Annotated in this window: 19 protein-coding genes and 1 pseudogene; 14 read left to right on the top strand and 6 right to left on the bottom strand. The window is 65.7% G+C overall.

Annotated elements, in window-relative coordinates; all coding sequences use genetic code 11:
• Positions 1 to 15: 15 nt before the first annotated feature.
• The 11 genes and pseudogenes from GEV06_12800 (at position 16) to GEV06_12750 (ending at position 9,354) form a co-directional block, all read left to right on the top strand.
• Positions 16 to 675: pseudogene (locus GEV06_12800) on the top strand (TonB-dependent receptor plug domain-containing protein).
• Between the two features lie 347 nt (positions 676 to 1,022).
• A complete protein-coding gene (locus GEV06_12795; protein MPZ18775.1) occupies positions 1,023 to 2,447 on the top strand; it encodes a TonB-dependent receptor in 1,425 nt (474 codons plus the stop codon).
• Positions 2,448 to 2,463: 16 nt separating this feature from the next.
• The gene (locus GEV06_12790; GenBank protein ID MPZ18774.1) at positions 2,464 to 3,078 is read left to right on the top strand and encodes a hypothetical protein; all 615 of its coding nucleotides are present in this window, start codon (positions 2,464 to 2,466) and stop codon (positions 3,076 to 3,078) included.
• Positions 3,030 to 3,398, top strand: coding sequence for a DUF2149 domain-containing protein (locus GEV06_12785; protein ID MPZ18773.1), 369 nt, complete (start codon positions 3,030 to 3,032; stop codon positions 3,396 to 3,398). The genes GEV06_12790 and GEV06_12785 overlap by 49 nt, the downstream gene beginning before the upstream one ends.
• A complete protein-coding gene (locus GEV06_12780; protein ID MPZ18772.1) occupies positions 3,346 to 6,435 on the top strand; it encodes a cobaltochelatase subunit CobN in 3,090 nt (1,029 codons plus the stop codon). The genes GEV06_12785 and GEV06_12780 overlap by 53 nt, the downstream gene beginning before the upstream one ends.
• Positions 6,302 to 6,865, top strand: a complete 564-nt coding sequence (locus tag GEV06_12775) for a response regulator (GenBank protein MPZ18771.1) — start codon at positions 6,302 to 6,304, stop codon at positions 6,863 to 6,865. Before GEV06_12780 ends, GEV06_12775 begins: the two co-directional genes overlap by 134 nt.
• The gene (locus GEV06_12770; GenBank protein ID MPZ18770.1) at positions 6,862 to 7,485 is read left to right on the top strand and encodes a hypothetical protein; all 624 of its coding nucleotides are present in this window, start codon (positions 6,862 to 6,864) and stop codon (positions 7,483 to 7,485) included. The genes GEV06_12775 and GEV06_12770 overlap by 4 nt, the downstream gene beginning before the upstream one ends.
• Complete coding sequence (locus GEV06_12765) at positions 7,385 to 7,744, top strand: ATP-binding cassette domain-containing protein (GenBank protein ID MPZ18769.1); 360 nt, start codon at positions 7,385 to 7,387, stop codon at positions 7,742 to 7,744. Before GEV06_12770 ends, GEV06_12765 begins: the two co-directional genes overlap by 101 nt.
• 265 nt (positions 7,745 to 8,009) lie before the next feature.
• On the top strand, positions 8,010 to 8,384 hold the full coding sequence (locus GEV06_12760) for a hypothetical protein (GenBank protein ID MPZ18768.1): 375 nt from the start codon (positions 8,010 to 8,012) through the stop codon (positions 8,382 to 8,384).
• Between the two features lie 173 nt (positions 8,385 to 8,557).
• Entirely contained in the window at positions 8,558 to 9,034 is a 477-nt protein-coding gene (locus GEV06_12755) for a hypothetical protein (protein MPZ18767.1), read from the top strand.
• Positions 9,031 to 9,354, top strand: a complete 324-nt coding sequence (locus GEV06_12750) for a hypothetical protein (GenBank protein ID MPZ18766.1) — start codon at positions 9,031 to 9,033, stop codon at positions 9,352 to 9,354. Before GEV06_12755 ends, GEV06_12750 begins: the two co-directional genes overlap by 4 nt.
• Positions 9,355 to 9,521: 167 nt before the next feature.
• Here the strand turns inward: GEV06_12750 and GEV06_12745 are convergent, their stop codons facing one another.
• The 3 genes from GEV06_12745 to GEV06_12735 all read right to left on the bottom strand — a co-directional run bounded on the left by GEV06_12745 (position 9,522) and on the right by GEV06_12735 (position 14,044).
• The gene (locus GEV06_12745; protein MPZ18765.1) at positions 9,522 to 11,417 is read right to left on the bottom strand and encodes a hypothetical protein; all 1,896 of its coding nucleotides are present in this window, start codon (positions 11,415 to 11,417) and stop codon (positions 9,522 to 9,524) included.
• A 105-nt stretch (positions 11,418 to 11,522) separates the two neighbouring features.
• Positions 11,523 to 12,152: an FtsX-like permease family protein gene (locus tag GEV06_12740; protein ID MPZ18764.1), complete on the bottom strand. Its 630-nt coding sequence runs from the start codon at positions 12,150 to 12,152 to the stop codon at positions 11,523 to 11,525.
• A 5-nt stretch (positions 12,153 to 12,157) separates the two neighbouring features.
• Entirely contained in the window at positions 12,158 to 14,044 is a 1,887-nt protein-coding gene (locus GEV06_12735) for an FtsX-like permease family protein (GenBank protein ID MPZ18763.1), read from the bottom strand.
• Positions 14,045 to 14,186: 142 nt separating this feature from the next.
• Between GEV06_12735 and GEV06_12730 the strand changes: the two genes are divergently transcribed.
• Positions 14,187 to 14,891 carry an ATP-binding cassette domain-containing protein gene (locus tag GEV06_12730; protein ID MPZ18762.1) on the top strand — a complete coding sequence of 235 codons (705 nt, stop codon included), beginning with the start codon at positions 14,187 to 14,189 and terminating at the stop codon, positions 14,889 to 14,891.
• A gap of 45 nt (positions 14,892 to 14,936) precedes the next feature.
• Here GEV06_12730 and GEV06_12725 read toward each other — a convergent pair whose 3' ends face one another.
• Complete coding sequence (locus GEV06_12725; protein ID MPZ18761.1) at positions 14,937 to 15,692, bottom strand: DeoR family transcriptional regulator; 756 nt, start codon at positions 15,690 to 15,692, stop codon at positions 14,937 to 14,939.
• A gap of 205 nt (positions 15,693 to 15,897) precedes the next feature.
• Here GEV06_12725 and GEV06_12720 point away from each other — a divergent pair, with 205 nt between their 5' ends.
• The gene (locus GEV06_12720; protein ID MPZ18760.1) at positions 15,898 to 16,257 is read left to right on the top strand and encodes a DUF4406 domain-containing protein; all 360 of its coding nucleotides are present in this window, start codon (positions 15,898 to 15,900) and stop codon (positions 16,255 to 16,257) included.
• 78 nt (positions 16,258 to 16,335) lie between these two features.
• Here the strand turns inward: GEV06_12720 and GEV06_12715 are convergent, their stop codons facing one another.
• Together GEV06_12715 and GEV06_12710 are read right to left on the bottom strand one after the other, a co-directional pair.
• Positions 16,336 to 17,313, bottom strand: a complete 978-nt coding sequence (locus tag GEV06_12715; protein ID MPZ18759.1) for a DUF3526 domain-containing protein — start codon at positions 17,311 to 17,313, stop codon at positions 16,336 to 16,338.
• Complete coding sequence (locus GEV06_12710; protein ID MPZ18758.1) at positions 17,252 to 18,046, bottom strand: hypothetical protein; 795 nt, start codon at positions 18,044 to 18,046, stop codon at positions 17,252 to 17,254. The genes GEV06_12715 and GEV06_12710 overlap by 62 nt, the downstream gene beginning before the upstream one ends.
• Before the next feature lie 345 nt (positions 18,047 to 18,391).
• Here GEV06_12710 and GEV06_12705 point away from each other — a divergent pair, with 345 nt between their 5' ends.
• Positions 18,392 to 19,636, top strand: a complete 1,245-nt coding sequence (locus GEV06_12705; GenBank protein ID MPZ18757.1) for a hypothetical protein — start codon at positions 18,392 to 18,394, stop codon at positions 19,634 to 19,636.
• The last annotated feature ends 122 nt before the right edge of the window (positions 19,637 to 19,758 follow it).

The following is a 19,758-nucleotide window of genomic DNA, read 5'->3' as shown; positions in this document are numbered from 1 at the left end:
GGCAACGGTCGATTTATGGGTCTGGCGCTGGAGCAGGATGAGACCGGCCAGGACAATAACGCCTGCTCGTTGCCCGCTCCCGACCATTCATTGAAAAGAGAGCCGTCGCTCGACTCGCGAGTAGCTACCCTGCTCCTTCTGATTGGCGACGGTCATCGACGCATGCGTTGGAATCTCCTCCAGATCATCCTTTTGGTCGTGGTTGCTGCGACTCCTGGCAGTCTTCTCGCTCAGGTTCCAGAGGAACCACAAGAAAGCCCGGAGACTGCGCCGCCGCCCGAAAACCCTCTGCGCCTGCAAGACAACGTCGAGGTGACCGCCGCCAGGAGCGCGATTGACAGCGAGCGCTCGCCCGCCTCCTCGAGCGTGGTCGCGCGTCAGGACCTCGAACGTCGCGGCGTCCGCGCGCTCGATCAAGCGTTGTCCGGACTCGAGGGTGTGGCGGCATATCGGACGCAAGGCATTCAAGACCGCGAGGTCGGCATCGGCATGCGCGGCTTCAGTGGTCGCGGCACCGGACAGTCGCGGGTGCTGATCCTCTTCGACGGTCAACCCATGAACAACTCGTATACGGGCGCGGTCGACTGGTCCACGATCCCGGTTGACGAGGTGGAGCGGGTCGAGGTGGTCCGGGGCGCGTTCTCTGCACTGTACGGCGGGAATGCAATGGGCGGATTGGTCAACATCTTGACGCGGCCCGTGGATCGGCGCTCCATCGAAGCGTCCGCGCAGTATGGATCACAGGGCTCCGGCCAGGCCTCGGGACGATTCAGCGACCGATTCTTCCAGCGTCTGGGCGTGACGATCGCCTACAGCGCGCTTCATACAGATGGCTACCGCGCCCAGACGGTGTTGAGGAGCGCCACCGACAGCACCCCCACCGACGGCGTATCGGCCAGCGGGATGGTGCAGTACGCGACGTCCACCGGCGGCGTGACCTACGGCGTCGGCGAGCGCGGTGACAACGAGTACGACCAGTACACCGTTCGGGGCCGTGCCGAGTACACGGTCGGCGCGCGAACATCAGCTCGTTCCAGTACGTCCGCCAATCGAATCGTTACGCGTGGGGGCCCTACGACAGTTGGGTGCAGACAGCAGACGGCCACGTGCTGGACACGGGAAACGTCGTCTTCGAGGATGACGGCGCGTGGAAGCAGCTCACGCTGTCGCCGAGCAACTTCCTGGGCGCGCGTGGCGGCCGGACGGCCAACCTGTTTCAGGGGCAGCTTCTCCACAGCACCTCCTCGCGCGGGCTGTTGCGGATGCAGGCCGGGGTCTTCGATACCCCGCTCGATTGGTACGCGCTTCCAGGGGCGGCCGCGACGAGCGCAAGCGGACCCGGCACACAGACACGACAGCAGAATCGCGGCGCGTACGCGAACTTTCAGTGGTCATCGAGTGGGAAGGCGCGGCAGGCGCTCACGTTGGGCACGGACACACGCTACGACAGCGCGACAGTGGCGGGGTTCGCGACGTCGAACTATCTCAACGACGAGTTACTCGAGGAGCGCGGGAGCTTCACGACCGGCAGGGCCTTCACTCAGGCGCTCTACGCTCAGGATCTCGTCCGAATCTCCGATGCGGTCCAGCTCACGCTCGGCGCCCGTTACGACTACTGGCGCACCTACAACGGCGAGAACGAGGCCGGCACCGTCGCCACCGCATTTCCCGATCGCACCTCGTCCGCCGTCACCGCCAAGGTCTCGGCCGTCTATCGCGTGCAGGACGGCACCATCCTGCGTGGCAGTGCCGGGACCGCGTTCCGGCAACCGTCGGTCTATGAGCTGTACCGCGACGTGCGAGAAACCTCCGGGCTGGTGCTGCTCGGCAACCCAGACGTCGATCCGGAGCATCTGACGAGCTGGGACGTAGGGATTCGGCAGACGCTCGTGCGCCGGATGTCGCTCGACGCGTCGTACTACGAGAATCGCGTGCGCGACTTGATCTATCGCTCGACCGACCTGGACTTCGATCCCTCTGGCCAGACGCGGCGCCTGCTGAACGCCGGCCGCGGTCGCGCACGCGGCGTAGAGCTGGGCGCGACGCTCCGGCCAGCGAGCTGGCTAACGGCGCGGCCCACGTACACGTTCACCGACTCGATCATCACTCGAAACGATCTCGCGCCCGCGAGCGTGGGTAAGCGGCTGCCGTATGTCCCCCAGCATACTGCGAGCGCGAACCTCACTGCCCTCGTCTCTGCATGGAGCGTCTCGGCCACGGCGAGATACCAATCCGACGTCTTCGCCACCGACACGAACACCGACGTCGTGTCTGGCGTGCCCGGCAGCTACGAGGCATTCTTCGAAGCTGACGTCGCGGCGAGCTTCGAGGTCAGCCGGCACGTGTCGCTGCGCCTCACATGTGAGAACCTCTTCGACCAGCGGTATTTCCTGTATTACCGCAATCCTGGCCGCCTGCTGCAGGCCGGGTTGCGGATCGGGTATTAGCGCGGAATCGATTTCTATGTCGGCTGTCGATCACGTTCGAGAGATTTTGCACCACGTCGCCAGCGTGCTGATGTGGCCCGTCTTCATCGGCCTACTCGCCGTCACCGCTGCCACGCTGGTCGCGCTGGGCACGTTCGCCCGGGAGTCCTGGGACCGGACGCGTGGCAGGCGGGGCGCGCTCGATCGCGATCGGACCGCGCTCGACAACGCCGCCGCCGGCGGCATCGAGCCGGTCGACCTTCGCTTGGAAGCGGTGCTCCACGCGGTCGAGCGTCGTCGCTGGCTCACCGTGAATCGCGTGCGCCTGGCCGTGCGCGTCGGGCCATCGCTCGGCCTGATGGGCACACTGATTCCAATGGCGAACGCACTGCAAGGCCTGGCGGAGGGCAATCTCCCGGCGCTCGCCAGCAACATGGTGACCGCGTTTGCCGCGACCGTCATCGGCCTGAGCGTCAGCGTCGTCTCCTACCTCATCTCGGCCGGCCGCGAGAACTGGGTCCGTGCCGACATCGACGCTCTCACCTTCCACGCAGAGCATCTCTCGCGCGTGCCGTCTCCGCGCGCCGCCAAGGAGCTCACCCCATGCGATTCGTCCGCCGCCACCGACTTGCTGGTCACGACAACGCTCTGAGCCACGATGAAGATCCCCTCGCCGGTATTGCGAACCTCTTCGACGTGAGCGTCGCGTTCATCGTGGCGTTGCTCATCGCGCTCTTTGCTCTCTTCTCCGCCGGGTCGTTGCTCGACCCTACCTCGAAGGTCACGCTGGTCAAGCAGACCGAGAACGGCGACATGGAGATCATCACAAAGCAAGGCGCACGGGTCACGGCGCAGAGGGTGACGGACCGATCGCTCAGCGGACGAGGCGTTCGCCTGGGAACCGCATATCGTCTGGCCAATGGCGAGGTGGTCTATGTCCCGGAGAACGAGACCTCGTCTGCGCCTCGGTGAACGCCGGTTCGATCTTCAAACCATGTTGATACGTTTCTTGTTGTTCGTGTTGCTGATCGGAGGGCTCACTGGAGCATCCGGTAACACGCCGGCGCAGGGGTTCTATCATCCCGATGCGACGGGCCTCTTCGATTCGCTCGACGACTATCTGGCGTGGTACCGCTCGCGACCAGGCACATCGGGCAGTCATGCCTACGATCCTGCGAAGCTGACGGTCGGAGTGTACTTCCACATCGTTCCGTATCAGCAGAAGAACCACGCACACATCGACGCCTTGGTTCGTGCGGTCGAGCGGCGCGGCCAGAATGTGATCGTGCTGACGAGTCGCGGCAGCCCGAAGGTGGGCACCGCCTTTCTCGATGACGGCCAGCCGGCGATTGACGTTCTCCTCTTCCGGGGTGAACGGCTCGATCAACGGGATCGAGAGGCGGGCCTGGCCGAGGCGCGGCGCCTCGGCGTGCCGATTCTCGGCGCGATGAGTCATCATGGCGCCGACGCCGCCAAGTTCGCCGAGCTCACCAATGCGCTCCACCCAGAGCTGACGCCCTTTGTGGTGAATGCGGAGCGCGATGGCCTGATCGAGCCGATGGTCATTTCCGGCAAGGGCGCTCGACGAGAAGGTCGAACATTCATCGAGCCATTTCCCGCACAGGTGGAATGGCGCGTGGATCGCGCGTTGGCCTGGGCACGGCTCCACCGCGCGCCCAATCGGCAGAAGCGCGTGGTCTTCACCTATTGGAGCGAAGGTGCAGGAAAAGCCAACGTCGGCGGCGACCCCGATGACTTCCTCGACGTGCAGGCGAGCCTGGTGCGCCTGCTGGCGGAGATGAGGAAACGCGGGTACGACGTCGGTAGCGAGCCGTTGCCTGATCGAGACACGCTTGCGCGCCGCATGGCGCTGGAAGCCTCGAACGTGGGCAGCTGGGCGCCAGGTGAGCTGGCGTCGCGTGTCGCCAGGCGCGAGGTGGCGCTGGCTCCCGCAGAGGTCTATCGCGGCTGGTTTGACGCGCTGCCGGAATCGCGCCGCCGCGAGATCGTCGAGATGTGGGGCCCGCCGCCCGGCAACGTCATGGTGCACACGGATGCCGCCGGCCAACGTTTCATCGTCATTCCCCGGTTGGAGCTCGGCAACGTGTTGGTTGCGCCGCACCCCGACTGGGGCTACCTGCAAGACGAGAAGGCGTTGATGTCCACGGGTGCGCTGCCGCCTCATCATCAGTATGTCGCGTTCTTCCTGTGGTTGCAGCGTGAATGGCGGGTTGATGCGTGGGTCAGTCTCTTCTCGAACATCGTGCTCCAGCCGGGCAAGGCCGAAGGGCCAGCCGCAGACGATCATGTCGCGCAGCTGCTCGGCGCGCTGCCACACATTCATCCAGAGCGCCTCGGCACGCTGCGGGCGCTGCTCGCGCGCTATTCCGCGCAGCCGAGCGCCGCGACACAACGGGCCGACACCGAGTCGCTCATCAGGAAACAGGTGACCGAGACCGGTGTCGATCGCGCCTTGCAACTGGACGCGGCGCAGGCTCCTATCGACGACCTCGTCCGCGCGGTAGAGGCGCACATGCACGATCTAGAGCGAGCGCAGATGCCGCTGGGGACCAAGGTGCTGGGTGATGCCCCCACCGGCAAGTCGCTGGCCGACATGGTCGCCGGAATGCTTGGGCGAGAGCTCCGCGAGGCGTTGACCGCACTCACGTCGGAGCCCGCGGCGGTGGCGCGCCGCCTCGCGGCGGCGGTTCTCCTGGACGGCCTCGGTCCGGCCGACGCGCTCCGGCGTGAGGTGGGCCGCACGAGCGCGGATGCGGAAGCCGAGTTGTCGCGTGCGACGGAGTATGCGGAGCGGCTGCGCGCAGCGCCACGCGAGGTGGCTGGCATCCTCGAGGCGCTGGAAGGACGACGCATCGAGCCTGGGCCGATGGACGAGCCGTTCCGCCGGCCGGATGCCCTGCCTCCTGGCCGTTCGCTCTACGGCTTCGATCAGGCGGCAATGCCCACGCCCGAGGCCGAGGCCGCCGGTGTGCGTCAAGCCGAGGCCCTCATCGCCGCCCATCGCGCGAAGCACGGGGACGCCTACCCTACGAGACTGGCATTCGTGATCTGGTCGAGCGAGATCGCACGCACTCACGGCGTCACCGAGGCACAGGTGCTCCACTTGCTCGGCACGCGCGCCGTGCGCAACGCGCGCGGCGAGATCACTGGTGTGGAGCTCATTCCTCGTGACGAGCTGGGCCGACCGCGAGTCGACGTGCTCGTGACCACCAGTGGCACGTATCGAGATCACTATCGGGACAAGATCGACCTCATGGCGGAAGCAACACGCCTGGCGGCGGGAAGCCCAGAGCCGGACAATCCCGTCGCGGCAGCCGCCCGCGTGACCGAAGACCGACTCCGAGCCTCTGGCGAAGCGCCTGCTCGCGCGGCGGCGCTCGCCTCAGCGCGGGTGTTCGCGCCAGCGCCTGGCGCCTATTCGCCGAGCATCCAGTTCCTCGCCAAGTCTGGTGATGCGCGTGGAGACGATGGCCGCATGGCCGACCTGTATACGAGCCGTATGAGCCATGCGTACGGAGGCGGTCTCCAGGGAGAGGCGGCGCGCCCGGCGTTCGAGCAGGGCCTCGCGCGCGTCGATGCCGCGACGCTCCCGCGTAGCAGCCATGTCAATGGCCTGCTCGATCATCCGATGTCCGCCGGCTTTCTGGGCGGCCTCAACCTGGCCGCGCGTGCCGTGACCGGGCACGACGTCGACCTCTACGTGAGCGACCTGCGCGACCCGGACGCCACGTCCATCGACCCCGCGGCTCGCGCGCTGCAGACGGAGCTGCGCACGCGCTATCTCAATCCGCGTTGGCTCGCCGAAATGAAAGCACACGGCTACGACGGCGCTCGCCAGCTGATGTTCATGACGGATCACCTCGATCTGTGGGACAGCACGGCAACGGACATGGCCAGTAGTCGCGACTGGGCGGAGGTCAAGGCTGTCTACGTGGACGACCAGCTCCGGCTCGACTTGGATCGTGCTCACGGCGAAAGATGCGATTGAGGACCGCGTCATCGGTCTCGATAGCGGCGCGGATGATTATCTCGTCAAGCCGTTTGCGTTCGCGGAGCTCGTCGCGCGCGTCCGGACGTTGATCCGACGCGGCCGGCCGGTCGAAACGCTCCGACTCAGGGTCGCTGATTTGGAGATGGACCTGCTCACCCGTAAAGCGGCCCGGAGCGGCGACGCCCTCGAGCTGACTGTCCGAGAGTTCGATCTCCTCGAGTATCTCCTGCGGCACGAAGGTGAGGTCGTATCGCGCGAGATGCTCACGCGCGAGGCCTGGAAGGAACCGTCCCGAGGCACGCCGCTCGACAACGTCATCGACGTGCACATCGCACGGGTGAGAAAGAAGGTCGATACCGAAGGACGTGCGAAGCTCATTCACACGATCCGAGGTGTCGGCTTCTTGGTAAAGGCGGGAGAGCCGTGAGTGAAGGTTGGCGCCCACGGAGCGTTCGCCTGCGTCTCGCCCTTTGGTACGGTGCGGCAGTCGCGCTGGCCGTCCTGTTCTATGCCGCTGGTGTCTACATGTTCGTCCGCAACAGCCTGCACGAAGAGCTCGATCGCACATTGCACGACGACTTCGAGCTCGCCGAGGAGTGGCTGGACAACGAGACACCGGAGACGGCTGCATCGCCCGCCGGATCGGGCCATCATGCCGATGGTTCCCAGCTAATGAGGTGGCTGGAGGTGTGGGACCCCGGCGGTGATCTCCGTTTTCGGTCATCCGGCATGGAGCCGATTCCCGCGCCTGCGGCGGTTCCAGATGCCTCCGAGTACGCGTCGGCCGCCACCGCAGTTGGAAGGCCGATCCGCACGCTGACGTCTACGTATACCGTCGATGGCTCGCGGCTCCTCGTGCGGGTGACGCGGTCCGAAGAGCGCCTCCACCACGAGCTCAACGAGTTGTTGATCGGACTCGCGCTCGGACTGCCAATCGCCGTCATCGGTGCCGCCATCGGTGGGCAGCGGGCGGGCTCGAGACACCTTACGGTTGGTACAAATCGATCAGCTCTCCGATCGCTATCCCCACGAGCTCTCTGGCGGTGAACAGCAACGAGTCGCGCTTGCTCGTGCACTGGTAGGGAGCCCCCGCTTGCTCCTGCTCGACGAGCCTCTTTCCAGTCTCGACCCCGAGCTGCGGGCGGCGCTCCGCTGTGAGCTACGCGACCTGCAGCGTCGTCTCGACCTGACCATGATCTACGTGACGCACGATCGCGAGGACGCGACCGCGCTCGCGGACCGTGTCATCGAGATGCGGCGTGGACGCGTCATCGCGGCAAGGGTGACCGGGGAGGGCCGCTCGTGAAGCTGTCGCTCTTGACGCTTGTCTGCCTCCTGGCCGCGACAGGTCACGCCATTGCGCAACCGGAGCAGCCGCGCTGCCGGTTTCTGTGCGCGCCAGCCTTCAATGTCGAGCCCACCATCACGACGAGCAATCTGTTCGGCTCGCCCCGCATCGAAGGTGAAGACGGCGTGCCAATGCGCGAACGCCGCGAGACCGCATTCGAGCTGATCCTCGCTGTTGATCTCCCGACACGACTCCCCTGGCTGGGTTCACGATTGAGGCGATCGTGCTGCCGTTCGAACGCGACAGCTCGCCCGAGCTCGAATTCGAGGCCAACTTCACCTGGCTGCCATCGGCGTGGACCCGCGGCTGGGTCAGCTCGCACGTCGATGTCGTCGACAAGTTCAGCAAGGCTGAGCGGCCCACTGATCGGCGGGCGTACACACACAAGCTGAATCTCGAGCTGGATACGAGCGTCGCGCTGTTCAATTGGCTGGCTGAGGGACGATGGCTTCGCGATGTCGAGCTCGAAGGCTCGCTCGATTACGTCGCCACGGGATTACCGAAGGCTGGTGATCGCATCGATGGTGTCCGATTCATCGACGACGCCAGCCCCTGGTCGTTCTCCTTGGTGTTTGTGCTGCCGCTTGCGCCCCTGTGAGAAGCGCTTGCGCTGGACCCAAAGGTCGGGGCATTTGCTCGATCTATTCGTGGTCCGCCTCGACGGCCAGATCGGGACAGCGGGCTGTTGGCGCTCGCCGCGGAGCTGGAGCGTGATGACGTTTCAGCGGGAGTCCGTGCTCCGCGTCGATGATCCTGGGGTACGATGGTTGCGTGCGCGCCAGGGAGTTCGACGAGACGAGCTTTTTTCGCGCCATCGCCGCCTGCGGGGCGAGGGCGCTTCTGATCGGCAGGCGTGCCCTCGTGGTGCTTGGCCTGCCGGTCCTGACGGCTGACTACGATTTCTGGCTCCATCCGGAGGATATTGAGCGCTTCAACGGGGCGGTGGCACCTTTCGAGCTCGTTCCTACACATGCCCCAGACGATGCGCGCCGGCGGGGACGCTATGCGGTAGAGAACGACGAGCACGTCGATCTCCTCGTTGCGCGAGCCGTAACGACGATCGACGGACTCGTGGTCACACTCGAAGACGTGTGGGCGCGTCGCCAGACCATCCAGATCGCCGATGGGTGCGGCCTGCCGATCCCGACGATCGACGATCTGATTGCGACGAAGCGCTTCGCGGCGCGTCCTAAGGATCTCGAAGACATCCGGATGCTCGAAGTGCTGCGTGGAGAGGACCCGCCATGACTCCCACGACCTACCGTCCACCATCAACCGCGCTTGTGCGTGTCCGCGACCTCGCCGAACGGCGCTTGACGTTGGCGGAGGTCCGCGCCGCGCTCGAAGTACCGGTCAGCCAATCGGAACGCGCATCGATTCTGTCACTCGTGCGTTGGTTCCGTCGCCGCTACCCGACGCCCATCGAGCGCCTCGCCTACGTCCGACGAACCTATCACCGGTGGGTATGGGCTGCCGGTGGACCGCTTCGGGGCGAACCTGACGGAGGATCGTCGCGCAGTGGAGAGCGACGGAAGGACCCGTCACCGGGTCATCCCAGTTTGAGGTAGCGCGGATGGCGCTCATTGGTCCCCAGCGAGCAGACCCAGGGCCAGGTTGTCTTCCCGACCTGGCGAGGACCGCCAATGAACACCATTGTTCCGCGTGCAAGTGGCTTCTCGACGGCAGGGCGGAGATAGCGTGGGACACTTACAAAATGGACACTAGTCCACTTTGCTCACGAGTAAAATGGACTGTAGTCCATTTTGGTCATGCTGGGGGCACTCGATGGACGGCCCCCCTCTGATCCACTGACGGGCAACCAGAGCTCCGCCGTCGTGGCGCCATCTGAGCTCCGCCTCAGAGCGAACGACGCGGCTTCACCGTAATAGCAAGCCAGTCGCCGTTCTACACTGCGTAGTCCGAGACCACTGTCGTCGCCTGGCGAGCGCCCAACGAACGGCGCTCCGGTGTTACGGACCGTTACGCAGAGTGCCGGCATCGCGCCACGGTCGGCGAATCTGGCGGTCACGGCCACGCTGCCCCCGTTGGACACCGGTGCGATGCCATGTTTGATCGCGTTCTCGACGAGAGGCTGAACGATGAGCGAAGGGATCCGCACCTCTTCCAGCTCCCGTGGGATGTCGATGGTCGTCGTGAGCCGCTCCTCGAATCGCTCATGTTCGATTTGCAAATAGCACTCGATCAGCTCACGCTCTCGGCCGAGCGACGTGAACTCCCCTTCTGATCGAAGCACTGCCCGCAGGAGTGTCGTCAGCCGCATCAACGTTTCAAACGCACGCGGTGGAGCGCTCTGAATCAGATAGCCGATCGTCGTCAAGGCATTGAACAAAAAGTGCGGGTTGATTTGAGCCCGGAGCGCCCGCAGCTCGGCCTCCGTCGCCAGCGACCGAATCTCGCGCTCTTGCAGCATGCGCTGGTAGCGCTCCTTGGTCAGCCTGATCGCGTCGATGCGGCGCGCGACAAGAGCGGCGACCCGCTCCAACATGTCGAGATCATCGGAGAGCAGTCTCCGCCCGCCCGCGAGCGCTCCGATGCACAGGATGTACTGCGGTGGCTCGGCCGTGGGGATGACGACTTCGTTGGGCGACGGCGAGCTCGACGTTTCGAGTGTATGAGCCTTGAACGTGACGGACGCGGCACTAAGGGCTGGCGCGAGTCTTGCGCAGGCACTGGCGAGGACGCCATCCGTGTCGTCGCACGCCTGGACCGCCGTGGTCATCTCGTCCAGCAGCTCGGCGTAGTTCGATCGCGAGAGCTCGACGCGGTCGACGAACCAGCTCGTTGCGCGACGCAGCCACGGAAAGAGGAGCACCGTCGCGATCCACATGCCGATCAGGAGCGCCACAACGCCGGATGTGCTCGGCGCCAACCCAGCCTCCAGCGCTGAATAGCCCGTCAGCACCAGGGCCACGAGCGCCAGCAGCGTCAAGGCCTGCTTCAGGAAGAGATCGGCCAGTGCGAATCGATAGTCGCGATACAGCATCGCGAACGCAAGCGGGATGGACGCGTGGTGGCCAATGAGCTCGACCGCCCAAGACTCGTTCGCGCCGTGGAACCGAGCGAGGTGGAGGGCGGACACGGCGAAGACGGCAAGGGCGCTCATCCAGAGCGCACGCCGCGCGTGGTCCTGCCCTCGCGTGGTAATCACGAGCGGCACGCTGAGCACGACGAGCCCGCCGGTCATCACGTCGAGACCCGTCGGAGAAGGCAGCGGTCCAGCGGTGGCTGCGGCATCGAGGTGCAGCAACCCCGCCACCGCCGCAGACCCGTACGCGAGCCATACCGCGGCCTGGACCAACCACAGCCTCGAGCCCTGCGGCTCGTGTTGCAATCGCGACACGGAGTGCACCACGACCGCCGCGAGCAGGCCGAGCGCCGTATAGGCCGTTGCCGCCAGCCACGGCGCCGCCGCATCGTAGCCAATCGCACCGGTCGCATGTATCAGGAGCTCGCCGATGTTCCAGACAAGGCCGAGCAAGGCCGTCGCGAGCACCAGGCGGTCCGTGCCGCCCCGCGCGCGCCACACCATCGCGAGGAGCATGGCGTACAGCGCGGCGCCGGTCAGATAGCCGACCATGTGTACGACCACCGGTGTGCCTGGCGTCGGCATGCACACCCATTGTACGTGACCACGGGAGCCTGATCCGCTCCGACAAGCAGTCGCCTCGTCCGAGTAGTGGCGGCCGCTGACGGTGCCCGGCGTGAGGCACGGACCTCATTCCGGCCGCAACGCATCGATGAGATCGTGTCGTCGAAGGGCGCGCCTCACGGGCACGTAGCAGGCCACCGCCGCCGCACCCGCCAGTAGGATCGGCGAGATCGCAGGCAGGAGCAGGTCAGGAACGGCCGGCATTCCGAGCGCGCGTGCGAGCACACCGGCCACCAGCCCGCCGCCGAGCATCCCGACCGCGACGCCTGCGACGACCGCGACGAGCCAGCGCTGCATGACGAGCCGCACGACCTGCGACGCCGGCGATCCAAGGGCGAGGCGGATGCCGATCTCACGCCGTGCTGACGCCACGGCCTGAGCCGTCACGGCGTGCGTGCCGATCACGGCGAGGCACAGCGCAATCACCGCAAAGAGCGCGAGCACGGCGGTGGCGATGCGGTGCTGCCAGATGGCCCGCTGTATGCGTGCGTCCATGGTGTGGACGTCGAAGAAGGACTGCTCGCGATCGACCGCGTCGATGGCGGTCCGCAGTTGATGTCGCACCGCCTCTGCATCGGTCCGTGTTCGCACGACGATGTAGGAGTCGCCGGCGAAGAGCTGGGTATTCGGCGCATACACCTCGAGCCCGCGTCCGTCATCGAGGCTGCTGAATCGCACGTTCCCAACGACGCCCACGACAGTCAGCCATACGTCAGAGCCTCCCCACCTCCAGTGCCCTGTTGATTCCACACGACTCGGATGCGACGACCGAGCGCATCCTCGCCGGGCCAGAAGCGCTGTGCCGTCCGCGTGCTGACGACGGCCACGGGAGGTGAGCTGGCGTCATCCGTCCACGCGAACGTCCGGCCCTGCAGCACTGGAATGCCCATGGCACGAAAGTAGGCGGCGTCGATCAGTTGAAAATTGATGAACGGCTCCTCGTCTGCGCGACCGCTGGCACGCCCCTCGACGAGGACACGTGGTGAGGACAGCTCGAGTCCCGAGAACGGGAGAAGGTTATTCGTGCCGGCTGCCTCGACGCCGGGAATCATCACGAGACGTTCGGTCGCCCGGCGGTAGAACTCCGACGTCGTCGCGATATCGGGATACCGGCCCCACGGCGGATCCACGCGAAACGTCAGCACGCCCCGGCTGTTGAAGCCCGTATCGACGCGCAGCAGCTCACGAAGCGCACCACCGAACAGCGCAGCCATCACCAGGAGAATCGTGGCAAACGCCGCCTGGCCGCCGAGCAGGAGGCGGCGGGTTGTCTGTTGAGCTCGGTTGCCGGCAGAGCGGTGCGATTCCTGCCTCAAGACGCGATCGACGTCGGTGCGCACGGCATAGGAGACCGGGAGCGCCACGACAGCGATGGCAGTGAGCAGCGTTGTGGTGGCAGCGAACAACCAGACAGTGACGTCCAGCTCTACACCGAGCCACGGCGGCAGGTCGGTTCCAATCATCGCGGTGAGACCGCGAAGCGCCCACCATCCGCCAACCCCACCGAGCACGGCACCAGCAATCGCCAGGAGCAAGACCTCGGCAAGAGCGTGTCGGACGAGATGATGCCGTTCGGCGCCCATGGCCAGCCGGACGGCGGTGTCTCCGCTCGACGCGATCGCGCGTGAGAGCAGCAGATTGGTCACGTTGACGCACGCGATGGCCGTGAGCAGCCCAACCGCGGCGACGAGCAGCCACAGATACGGTCGCGCGCGCCCGACGTACGCCTCTCTGAGGGGTGTGGCGCGCAGCGTGACACCCACGTTGGTGTCGGGATACATCCGCGCAAACCGTGCCGCGAAGCTATCGAGCTCGGCCTGTGCCTGGTCGAGCGCGACCCCCGCTCTCATCCGCGCGAGCACCGAGTAGCGGCGCACATGCGGCGCGTCATAGTCGGTGATGGCGCGGAATACGTCCGTCTGGAGTGGATAGTCGAAGCCCGCCGGCAGCACCCCGCTCACCTGGTATCGGCCACCATCCATCACCATGGTGGAGCCCACGACGTCCGGGCGGGCACCGAAGCGCTCCCGCCACAAGCGATGGCTCAACACGACCCGATACTGGCGCGTGAAGTCTTCCCTTGAGGGCCAGATGCCGCCGTGGATGGGCCGTACGCCGAGCACATCGAAGAGCGTCGACGTGCCAATCGTGCAGGTCAGCGCCTGCGGCGCTCCGGCGCCCGTCAGGTTGTATTGCGATCGGTAATACGCCGCCCATCCGTCGAACATCCGGCTGTCGCGCTCCAGGTCGCGATACTCGCGGAGCGCCACGCGCCCCTCCTCGGCGTCGAGGACCGCCTCGATCGTGACGAGACGATCCACGTTCGCGAAGGGCAGCGGCCGGAGAATCAAGGCCTGCACGAGGCTGAAGATCGCGGTCGCAGCGCCAATGGCGATCGCCAGCGTCAGGGCGATCGCCACCGAAAGCGCCGGATGACGAATGATGAGTCGAAACGCAAGCCGGACGTCTCGCAGCATGACGACATCCAGCTTCCCTCCCACGTGGCCGACGTGCCACCGCCAATCAACGAGCGGACGGCACACGCCATCGAGCGGCGTGAAGCCGCCGCCCATTGGGCTTCGAGCCATTCATGGTCTCGACTCGATTAGTGGTGTCTGCTCTGCTCCCCTGCCAGTGAGCCGACCGAACGCGCCATTCAGCAGGACGAGGATGCCGTTCGTTGGGTTTCAAGAGGCGACGCCGCACGAGTTTCGCTAGCCTGATAGACCTATGCTGGAAGCGGTCGACCTCACGAAGCAGTACAACGGCGTCACCGCGCTGGATCGCCTGACACTCACCGTGAGCCCGAGCGAGGTGTTTTGCCTGCTGGGCGCAAACGGCGCAGGCAAGACGACGACGATCAATCTGTTTCTGAACTTCATCCCACCAACCTCGGGCCGCGCGTGCATCAACAGCCTCGACGTCACCACGCATCCGCTCGAGACCAAGAAGTACGTGGCGTACATTCCCGAGACGGTCATGCTCTATCGCAACCTCACGGGACTGGAGAACCTCGAATACTTCAGCGCCCTCGCGGGCCATGATCACTACTCGCGCGACGATTTGCTCCGGTTCTTCGACGAGGTTGGATTGGCGCGCGACGCTGCCGCGCGGCGTGTCGGCACCTACTCCAAGGGGATGCGGCAGAAGGTGGGCATTGCGATCGCGCTGGCCAAGCGGGCGAAGGCGCTGCTGCTCGACGAGCCGACATCGGGTCTGGACCCAAAGGCGGCCAACGAGTTCTCGAGCCTGCTCGGGAAGCTAAGCGGGCAGGGTGTCGCCGTCCTCATGGCCACACACGACCTCTTCCGCGCCAAGGAGTCCGGCACGCGCGTCGGCATCATGAAGCATGGGCGGCTCGTGGCGGAGATGCCAACGAGTGAGATCGGACACACGGATCTGGAGCGGATCTATCTCGAGCACATGCACGACTAACTGGTTACGTGCATCGAAGCCTTCGCGCACGTCCTCGCACGCAGGTCAGGCGCGCGTAATGGTCAGCCCAAGTTGTTCATACGGCTCCGTGACGGTCGCCGGCGTGTCCGGCTCGACGATCAGGCCGCTCGCCTCGCCAATGGGCACGATCACATACGATGAGGCGGCATTGAGCTTCTCGGTGGACGCGAGAACCATCGTTTCCGCGGCGCTGCGCAGCAGGGCGCGCTTCACGTGCGCCTCTTCCAAATCCCCCGTGCTGAGGCCCGCCTCGGGATGGATGCCGGTCACCCCCATGAAGTAGACGTCGGCTCTGATCCGCGCGATCGCCTCGATGGCGGCGGCGCCCACCGCGACAATCGAGTGCTTGAAGAGCTTCCCGCCGATCAGCACGACTTCCACCGCCGCATGCTCGACCAGCGCCACGGCAATCGTCGGACTGTGCGTCACCACCGTCGCGCGCAGGTCCGGCGGCAGATGACGCGCGACCTGCAGCGCCGTGGTACCGCCGTCGAGGATGACAACCTGACCGGGCTGGATTACGCGAGCGGCCGCGCGGCCGATGGCGGCCTTGCCGGCGGTGGCGAGACGTTCGCGGCCGGCATAATCGGCGACGGCTGGTGAGGCCGGCAATGCGCCGCCGTGGACGCGCTGGAGACGGCCTTCCTGGGCGAGCTCGCGGAGGTCTTTGCGAATGGTGTCCTCGGAGAGGTGCAGCTCCTGGCTGATGGCCTTGGCAACGATCTGGCCATCGCGGCGGAGCCTTTCAAGGATGAGTTGCTTGCGCTGGCGCGTGAGCATGGTGCGGTCCACGAATTGTCACGATATTACACGATATGTCACGAAACGGCTTGAATTGTCATGATACCGCACGTATCGTAGATCGCTGGTCGCCGGTCCGCGATGAACCCGGCCAACGAACCCGGCGAACGAACCCGAAACAAGAGGAGAAGCCATGGCGCACGATGACCGCACCGCCGAGCTCCACAACAGCGACAGCACCCTGATCATCTTGATCGCCGGCCCCTACCGCTCGGGCACCGATGGCGACCCATCCCGCATCGACGCGAACCTCCGCGCCCTGGAATCGTACGCGCTGCCACTCTATCGTGCTGGGCACATCCCGATGATTGGCGAATGGGTCGCCCTGCCAATTGCTCGTGTCGCCGGCTCGCGGCAGCCTGACGACGAGCTGTCGGAGGAGTTCCTGTATCCGGTGGCGAGCCGTCTCTTGGAGCGCTGCGACGCGGTGCTCCGCGTTCCCGGGGCATCCAAGGGGGCCGACGAGGATGTTCGGCTGGCGCAGGAGCGGGGTCTCCCGGTCTATTACGACCTGCGAGATGTGCCGGTTTTTCGGAAAGCGTGATACAGCCGCGCGTCAGATCGACCCGAGGCGCTCGAGTGGGCGTTGGGACAGTACGCTTGATTTAGGGGCGAGTAGGACTCACGTGACGCTCGTCTGTCGGTAGGCGCGCCACGCCATAGCGAGACCGCCTGCACCAGCGAGGAGCATCATCACGATATCGAGCATGGCCGCACGTGCGATGTCGGCGGCATCCTCCTCGACGAACTGGAAGCGCGGCGTCTTGGTAAGCTCGCGAATCGGCACGCGGTAGTAAATCTTCGGGATGAAGTAGGCGCGCCATGCAGCCACATACTCGGCCAGCTGCGCATTGAAGCGGCGGCGACGCTCGGAGCCGGCCCCCGCTGCTTCTTCGAACGCGTGTTGCATCATCAACGCAGGCGAGAGAAAGCGGGCGACGCGCAGGAACCCGGCCTGCGCCGCTCGATCGCGCGCATAACGCTCTTCGATGCGCTGGACGCGCGCCTCCGATTCGAGGAGCGCGCGCATCTGATAGATCATGAAGCGCTCGAGGGATCCAACGGTGTCGGGATCGATGTCGCGATACTCGTCGAAGAAGGCCGCCAGAATGCGCTCGTCCGAGCCTGACCACACCTCCTGCTGCACCTCTCGCACGGCTTCCTCGAGATCGGCCCGGGAGGGTACGGGGTACCACGTCACAGCGGTCGCATGCAGGAGGGCGGGCACGATCACGGCGGTGCCAAGCCACGTGCCGACGAGGGCCAGCGTTGTCGTGCCCGACCGCCGCACGCGCGCGTCGAGCCACGCGGCGAGGCCGAGCCAGAACAGACCGTAGGCCAGGATCGCCGCCGCGACGAGGCTCAGCCGGAGGCCAGGCTCCCCCTCCGCCGCGGCATCCGCGGACGTGCCGAGGATGCCGATGCCGATGACGCTCGCGAGCGCGAAACCCAGCACCGGCCCGCCCCTGACGCACATCCGCACAGCGGCAAGCCGACCAAGCGGGGTCCCCTGGGAGACGAGCAGCGGCAGCACACCCTCACGATCGGCGGCCAGGAGCGGCGACGTTGCCGCGATGAGCAGCAACGGCAAGATCATCATGACGATGAAGGCGGGGTCGAAGCGACCGGCGCGCAGCCAGAGCGGCTGGTGCAGGTCGGACAGGCCTGTGTACTGGTTCGAGTCGACGGACACGAGGACCTGCGATCGCTCGATGTCGGTATCGCCGACGGCGAGCGCCCCAAGCGGGGGCGGCGCCCACGTATGACACCGTGAGACCCTGCCTCGCGCCAGGTGTCAGGTCGAAGAGAGACTGAAACGTCCGTCCGCTGAGAGGCATGTTCTCGACGAGACTCCGATCGATCACCGTGCCGACCGCCGGAGACTCCTGGATGCGGCTGCCTTCCGCGCGCACCTCGACCACGGCCTCGACACCCGGCAACCGTAATTCGAGTGTGACGGCAAGCTCATCGCCGACGTTCAGCGTCAGCGCGGACAATAGCGACGACGAGAACGCTTCGGTCGTGGCCTCGATGGTGTAGGTCGAGGGTGGCACCTGCGCGAAGGTGAACAGCCCAGCCGCATCGGTAATCGCCGTTCGCCGTTGACTGGTACCCCGGTTCGTGAGGAACACGATCGCGTTCGCGACGAGGCGGCCGCCCGGGTCGACGACCACGCCGCGGACCGTGGCGGTTGAGGCCTGCGCGAACGCTCGTCTGTCACTCGCGACGAGGAAGAGGAAGACGAGAACGAGGGTAGTGGCAAGCGAAACGTGAGGGACACGCCAAGAGCGATATGTGGGCAACGGGTCACACCATCCTGCACAACGAGGCAATCGACGGTAGTGCCATGGCGGTGGCTAGGCGGAGCCAGATCCGCTGAGCGGAAGTTCAACGCCGATGAGTGGTTGTAGGAGCGGAATCAGTTGTGTTCGTCAGCCGGCCATCCCGGCGGCGATTGCCTGTGACGTCACTTATCAGCGAGCGGCCAGGTCTGGGTGGTAAACGGCGCGTGGGGCTTCTGCGTAGTGCTCATCTCCGACACGATTGTTGCCGCAGTAGTCACAGTGAGCAAGGATGTCGTCATCTCGGTCCCTCGTGGCCTCAGCCACTCGTCGCGCTGTGTGCACGCGTCTTGGCGGACCCTCCTAAGTGGTCCACTAAGCCGCCCCGCCGCCTGCATGGCATCTGGCTTGCTGGCTCTCACGCCCACCATGCCATCAGTGCATCACATCGTCCCTGTATGTCTGGCTCTCCTCTTGTTCCTCGCGGCGCCGAGTCATGCGCAGGACCTGGCGTCGGCGGTGACCCAAGGTGACCTCCTGTTCGACACGCGGTTGCGCTACGAGCGGGCGGAGGAGGACAACGACCTGGAGGATGCCTACGCCACGACGCTGCGCCTACGCCTTGGCTACGCCACGGGACGCTGGCGCGGTTTCGACGCCCTGGCCCACTACGAGGTCGTCGTCGCGCTCGGTGGTGACCACACGTACAACAGTGGGCCGGCGTTCCTGGACAGCACCAACGGCAGGACCACCCGCACCACTATCGCTGATCCCACCGGCAACGCGCTCGACCAGGTTTGGCTGCGCTACCAAGGTCTGGCCGGCACGGCCATCACGCTGGGACGCCAGCGCATCACCCTGGACAACCACCGCTTCATCGGCGACGTCGGCTGGCGCCAGGACGACCAGACCTTCGATGCCGCGACCGTCGTCAATACATTGCTTCCCGCAACGACGCTCACCTACGCCTATCTCCGTGGCCAGCGCTTCATCTTCTTCAACGACAACGGGCTGAACGCCCATGTGCTGCACGCCCGGCATGAGGGCATTCCCCACCTCACCCTGATCGGGTATGTGCATCTCATCGACTTCGACAACGACACGGACCCGCGGGCCCCAGGCACGCCGGACCATCGCAATCTGGGCCTGCGGTCCGAGCTGCGCCTTGAACGCGCCGGGTTGAATCTGGAGTACGCCGACCAGTCGGGCCATGCCGATGCCCCGGCGACGGTGGACGCCGAGTACTGGTTGGCCGAGGCCTGGGCCATGCTGGGGCCGGTGACGGGCACGGTGGGCTACGAGGTCCTGGGCGGCAACGGGCGATACGGCTTCAGCACGCCGCTGGCCACCAATCACAAGTTCCAGGGCTTCGCGGACGTCTTCCTGAGCACGCCCCCGGCGGGCGTCCGCGATGCATATGTGACCCTCGCCGGCAATCTTGCCCGGTTTCAGTTGACGGCGACCTACCACGACTTCTCGGCCGAGGAGGGTCGCGGCCAGTACGGCGACGAGATCGACCTCGTCGTGGCGCGCCCGCTCAACGACCGTTTCTCGGTGCTGGTCAAGTACGCCGAGTACCGCGCCAAGGAGTTCGCCGTCGACACACGACGGCTCTGGCTGCAGGCCGACTATCGCTTCTGACCTCGCGCTCGTCGTGCGATCGCTGAGGTTGTCGTGTCTGCATCCGACATTGCTGTGGCAAACGCCTCGATCCTCACAATGATGTCGCCGGGCTCCGCCGGCCACGTCACCTTGGCAGTCGC

The organism is Luteitalea sp. (assembly GCA_009377605.1).
Lineage (GTDB): Bacteria > Acidobacteriota > Vicinamibacteria > Vicinamibacterales > Vicinamibacteraceae > WHTT01.
The sequence above is the reverse complement of the archived record's forward strand: the minus strand, read 5'-3'. Positions and strand labels throughout refer to the sequence as shown.

Excerpts from the sequence above, each read along its gene's own strand:
- GEV06_12790 (MPZ18774.1), top strand. The coding sequence starts at position 2,464 with ATGTCGGCTGTCGATCACGTTCGAGAGATTTTGCACCACGTCGCCAGC.
- GEV06_12785 (MPZ18773.1), top strand. The coding sequence starts at position 3,030 with ATGCGATTCGTCCGCCGCCACCGACTTGCTGGTCACGACAACGCTCTG.
- GEV06_12780 (MPZ18772.1), top strand. The coding sequence starts at position 3,346 with ATGGCGAGGTGGTCTATGTCCCGGAGAACGAGACCTCGTCTGCGCCTC.
- GEV06_12750 (MPZ18766.1), top strand. The coding sequence starts at position 9,031 with ATGACTCCCACGACCTACCGTCCACCATCAACCGCGCTTGTGCGTGTC.
- GEV06_12745 (MPZ18765.1), bottom strand. The coding sequence starts at position 11,417 with ATGCCGACGCCAGGCACACCGGTGGTCGTACACATGGTCGGCTATCTG.
- GEV06_12735 (MPZ18763.1), bottom strand. The coding sequence starts at position 14,044 with ATGGCTCGAAGCCCAATGGGCGGCGGCTTCACGCCGCTCGATGGCGTG.
- GEV06_12730 (MPZ18762.1), top strand. The coding sequence starts at position 14,187 with ATGCTGGAAGCGGTCGACCTCACGAAGCAGTACAACGGCGTCACCGCG.
- GEV06_12725 (MPZ18761.1), bottom strand. The coding sequence starts at position 15,692 with ATGCTCACGCGCCAGCGCAAGCAACTCATCCTTGAAAGGCTCCGCCGC.
- GEV06_12715 (MPZ18759.1), bottom strand. The coding sequence starts at position 17,313 with ATGATGATCTTGCCGTTGCTGCTCATCGCGGCAACGTCGCCGCTCCTG.
- GEV06_12705 (MPZ18757.1), top strand. The coding sequence starts at position 18,392 with ATGGCATCTGGCTTGCTGGCTCTCACGCCCACCATGCCATCAGTGCAT.